Origin of the sequence: Jatrophihabitans sp. (assembly GCF_035474675.1) — a bacterium.
Lineage (GTDB): Bacteria > Actinomycetota > Actinomycetes > Mycobacteriales > Jatrophihabitantaceae > Jatrophihabitans_A.
On record NZ_DATINC010000077.1, the window covers coordinates 1 to 4291 of the forward strand.

Genomic DNA, 4291 nt, shown 5'->3' on the forward strand with positions numbered 1-4291 from the left:
CTCGGTGCCGTCCGGTGCGACGTAGGTGCCGTGCGCGCCGAGGTGGTACTTGACGTCGCCGGAGCCCTGCGCGGTGCCCGGGTCGATGTTGCCCTCGAACTCGTTGAAGATCTTGGCGTACGGCTTGCCGACGATGTTGGCGAGCACGTTGAGCCGGCCGCGGTGCGGCATGCCGATGACGACCTCGTCGAGGGAGTAGCCGGCGGCCGCGGCCAGCACCGCGTCCAGCAGCGCGATGACGGTCTCGCCGCCTTCCAGGCTGAACCGCTTCTGGCCGACGTACTTGGTCTGCAGGAAGGTCTCGAACGCCTCGGCGACGTTGAGCCGGGACAGGATGTGCTTTTGCTCCTCCCGGCTCAGCGCGTCGTTCTTGACCTCGATGTTCTGCTGGATCCAGGCACGTTCCTCAGGGTCGATGATGTGCATGTACTCGACGCCGACCCGGCGGCAGTAGGCGTCGCGCAGCACGCCCAGGATGTCGCGCAGCCGCATCAGCTTCTGGCCGGCGAAGCCGCCGACCGCGAACTCCCGGTCCAGGTCCCACAGCGTCAGGCCGTGCTTGGTGATGTCGAGGTCCGGGTGGGTCCGGATCTTGAACTCCAGCGGGTCGGTGTCGGCCATCAGGTGGCCGGAAGTCCGGTAGGCGTTGATCAGCTCGATGACCCGGGCGCCCTTGTCGATCTGGCCCTCGTGGCTGAACTCCCGGTCGGTCAGCCAGATCGCCGGCTCGTACGGGATGCGCAGCGAGCCGAAGATGTCGTAGTAGAAGTTGTCCTCGCCGAGCAGCAGCTGGTGGATCCGGCGCAGGAACTCCCCGGATTGGGCGCCCTGGATGATCCGGTGGTCGTAGGTGGAGGTCAGCGTCATGGTGCGCGAGATGCCCATGTCGTTGAGCGCGTCGGGGTTCATGCCGCTGAACTCGGCCGGGTACTCCATCGCGCCGACGCCGATGATGGTGCCCTGGCCGGCCATCAGCCGGGGAACCGAGTGGTTGGTGCCGATGGTGCCGGGGTTGGTCAGGCTGACGGTGGTGCCGGCGAAGTCGTCGGCGGCCAGCTTGCCGGACCGGGCGCGGCGGATGATGTCCTCGTAGGCGCCCCAGAAGGACGCGAAGTCCATCTCCTCGGCGGACTTGATCGAGGCCACCACCAGCGACCGGCCGCCGTCCTTGCCCGGCAGGTCGATGGCCAGGCCCAGGTTGACGTGCTCGGGCCGCACCACGGTCGGCTTGCCGTCGGCGTTGACCGCGAAGTGGTTGTTCATCTCCGGGTAGTCGCGCAGCGCCCGGACCACCGCGTAGCCGATCAGGTGGGTGAAGCTCACCTTGCCGCCGCGGGCCCGGCGCAGGTGGTTGTTGATGATGATCCGGTTGTCGGCGAGCAGCTTGGCCGGCACCGCGCGGACGCTGGTGGCGGTCGGGATCTCCAGCGAGGCCTGCATGTTGCTGACGACTCGGGCGGGCGCGCCGCGCAGCACGCTGACCTGCGCCCCGGACGGAACGGCCGGGCTGGTCGAGGACGGCTTGGCGGCGGGCTGGGTGGAGGCCGGCTGGCTGGCGGCGGGAGTGGCCTGGGCCGGTTGGCTCGGGGCCGGCTTGTCCTGCGCGGGCTGGCTCTCGCCCTTCGCGGGCTCGGTCTTCGCGGGTTCGGCCTTCGCGGGCTCGGTCTTCGGGGACTCGGCCTTGGCCGGCTGGGCTGTCGCCTGCTGGGAATCAGCCTGCGGGGCAGCCGGCTCGGCGGCGGTGGTGCTCGCAGTACCCGAAGTCCCGTCGGTGGCAGCGTGGCCGTTCTGCGCGGCGGCGGGTGCGACTCCGGCCTGGGGCTCGTCCTCCTCCTCGTCGTCGCCGGCACCGGTCGACGGCGCCTGCCGGACCGAGTTCGCCGGGCCGGCGGCAGGCCGGTAGTCGGCGAAGAAGTCGTGCCAGGCCGCGTCCACCGCCGACGGGTCGGCTAGGTAGCGCTCGTACATCTCCTCGACCAGCCACTCGTTCGCGCCGAAGTCGGGGCGGGTTGATTCACTGCCAGTCGAGGACTGCGCGGTCACGTCGTCGGCCACCTTCTCGGAGTGTGGGGTACGCCTGCTGGGGACGACCCGTGGGCGGGAAACCAGTACCCGCCGACCAGGTCACACCCGAAGTATCAGGGTACGCGGGGAGCAGGTCCGGCCGCAGCGCCGGAGCCCGATCGAGCGGCGTCCGGCTGGTGCGGTTGCTCACAAGCCGGCCGGCCGCCGGGTCAGCTGATGTCGCGGCTCAGGCTGATCCGGCCGCCGATCAGCAGCAGCCCCAGCGACCACGCCAAGAACAGCAGCCCGCCGGCCACCGGCGCCAGCAGGTGCACGTCGTCGGGCAGGCCACTGACCGAGCCGTTGGAGGTGAACGCCCGGGCCGCGCCGCCCGGCGTCCAGGGATAGCCCTTGCGGACCCACGGCACGAAGCTGAGCAGGCCGTCCAGGACGAAGAAGTACACGATGCCGAAGACCATGGCGGCTGCCTGGTTGCGCAGCAGCGCGCCCAGGCCCAGGCCGAACATGCCGGTCAGCACCAGGGACAGGAAGGTCTTGCCGACGCCGCCCGGCACCCCGTGGCCGTAGTCGAGCGGCACTTTCTCGGCGGACAGCCAGATGATCGCGATCGCGAAGTTCAGCGCTACGCAGAACACCGCGTAGACGATGGCGAACACGGCGTACGAGGCGGCCTTGCCGGCCAGCAGCTGCCACCGGTTCGGGGTGGCCAGCAGCGTCGGGGTGATCGTCTTGTGGCGGAACTCGGTGGTCAGCCCGAGCAGGCCCAGCACCAGCAGCGCCACCGCGGCGCCCTCGGACTGGGTGAACACGCTGTAGTAGTCCACCGGGCTGCCCTGCTGGTAGTCCTGGACCGCGTTGTAGGTGTTGCCGACGGTGCCGAGCGCGGTGAAGGCGGCCGACAGCACCAGCATCCAGAACCACACCTGGGTGCTGCGGATCTTCAAGACCTCGGAGCGGATCAGCTTGATCACCGGGCACCGCCCTGCCGGTTGCCGGGCACGCCGGCCGGGAGGCTGCCGGGGGAGCCGGTCGGGGGGCCGCCGGGGGAGCCGGTGGGCAGGTGCCCGGTCGGGCCGAGGGCGGCGGCCCGGTGCTCGCCCTCGGTCAGGCTGAAGAACAGCCGTTCCAGGTCGAACTCCTCCAGCCGCAGCTCGTGCAGTTCCACCCCGTGCGTGAAGGCGAGATGCCCGACGTGGGCGATCTGGTCGGTGCGGACCCGCAGCGCGCCGTCCGGTTCGGTGGTGCCGCCGAAGCCGGCGGCGGCCAGCGCCTGCTGCAGCGGACCCAGCGCCGGCCCGCGGACCACGGTGGTGGCGGTGCCGGCCGACAGCTCGGCGAGGGTGCCGGCCCGGACCAGCTTGCCCCGGTTCAGGATCACCGCCCGGTCGGCCACCTCCTGCACCTCGGCCAGCTGGTGGCTCGACACCAGGATGGTGCGGCCCTCGCCGGCCAGGTGCCGGAAGAAGCCGCGCAGCCAGCGGATGCCTTCGGGGTCCAGGCCGTTGGCCGGCTCGTCCAGGATCAGCACCTGGGGGTCGCCGAGCAGCGTGCCGGCCAGGCCCAGCCGCTGCCGCATGCCCATCGAGTAGCCCTTGGTCTTCTTCTTTGCGGCCTGGGTCAGGCCCACCAGTTCCAGGACCTCGTCGGCCCGGCGGGCCGGCAGGTCGGCGGCCGCACAGTAGATCCGCAGGTGCTGCAGGCCGGTGTGGGCCGGGTGGAAGCTGGCTGCCTCCAGCGCCGCCCCGACCGCCTGCAGGGGCCTGGGCAGCGACTGGTAGCTCACCCCGTTGACGGTCGCGGTTCCCGAGGTCGGGCGGACCAGGCCCAGCAACATCCGCAGGGTGGTGGTCTTGCCCGCCCCGTTCGGGCCGAGGAAGCCGGTCACCGACCCGGGTTCGACGGTGAAGCTGAGCGAGTCCACCGCTCGCTGGGTGCCGAACACCTTGGTCAGGTTGTCCACCACGATCCGCCCGTCACCGCGCAGGCGGCCCGGGGCGGGTTGTCCGGGCGCTGGTGGCTCTGTCATGGCCCTATTCGATCATCCGGGACGGGGCCGGTGCGGCAGCGGCGTCCGGGCGAGTCTCGGGCAGCCAGCCGTGGCCTCGGCGGGGGAGAGCTCAGCCGGCTGGTACCGGTAGCCCAGCCAGCCACTCGACGGCCGGATCGGGTGGCTCAGCCGGCTGCTGCCAGCAGCCGGGCCAGCACCCCGGCGAGTTCGGCGGGGGAAGCCACCGTCGCGTCGGCGGTCCGGCGCAGCTCGGCCAGC

At 71.3% G+C, this 4291-nt stretch carries 3 protein-coding genes; all 3 read right to left on the reverse strand.

The features are described 5' to 3' along the window. Positions 1 to 2055: multifunctional oxoglutarate decarboxylase/oxoglutarate dehydrogenase thiamine pyrophosphate-binding subunit/dihydrolipoyllysine-residue succinyltransferase subunit (locus tag VLJ82_RS09550; protein ID WP_408663109.1), on the reverse strand; the 2055-nt coding region annotated here is incomplete at its 3' end. Positions 2056 to 2234: 179 nt separating this feature from the next. Further along, positions 2235 to 2996, reverse strand: a complete 762-nt coding sequence (locus tag VLJ82_RS09555) for a hypothetical protein (RefSeq protein WP_408663110.1) — start codon at positions 2994 to 2996, stop codon at positions 2235 to 2237. Further along, positions 2993 to 4051 (reverse strand): ABC transporter ATP-binding protein, encoded by a 1059-nt coding sequence (locus VLJ82_RS09560; RefSeq protein WP_408663111.1) that lies wholly within the window; start codon positions 4049 to 4051, stop codon positions 2993 to 2995. Before VLJ82_RS09560 ends, VLJ82_RS09555 begins: the two co-directional genes overlap by 4 nt. Positions 4052 to 4291 lie beyond the last annotated feature (240 nt).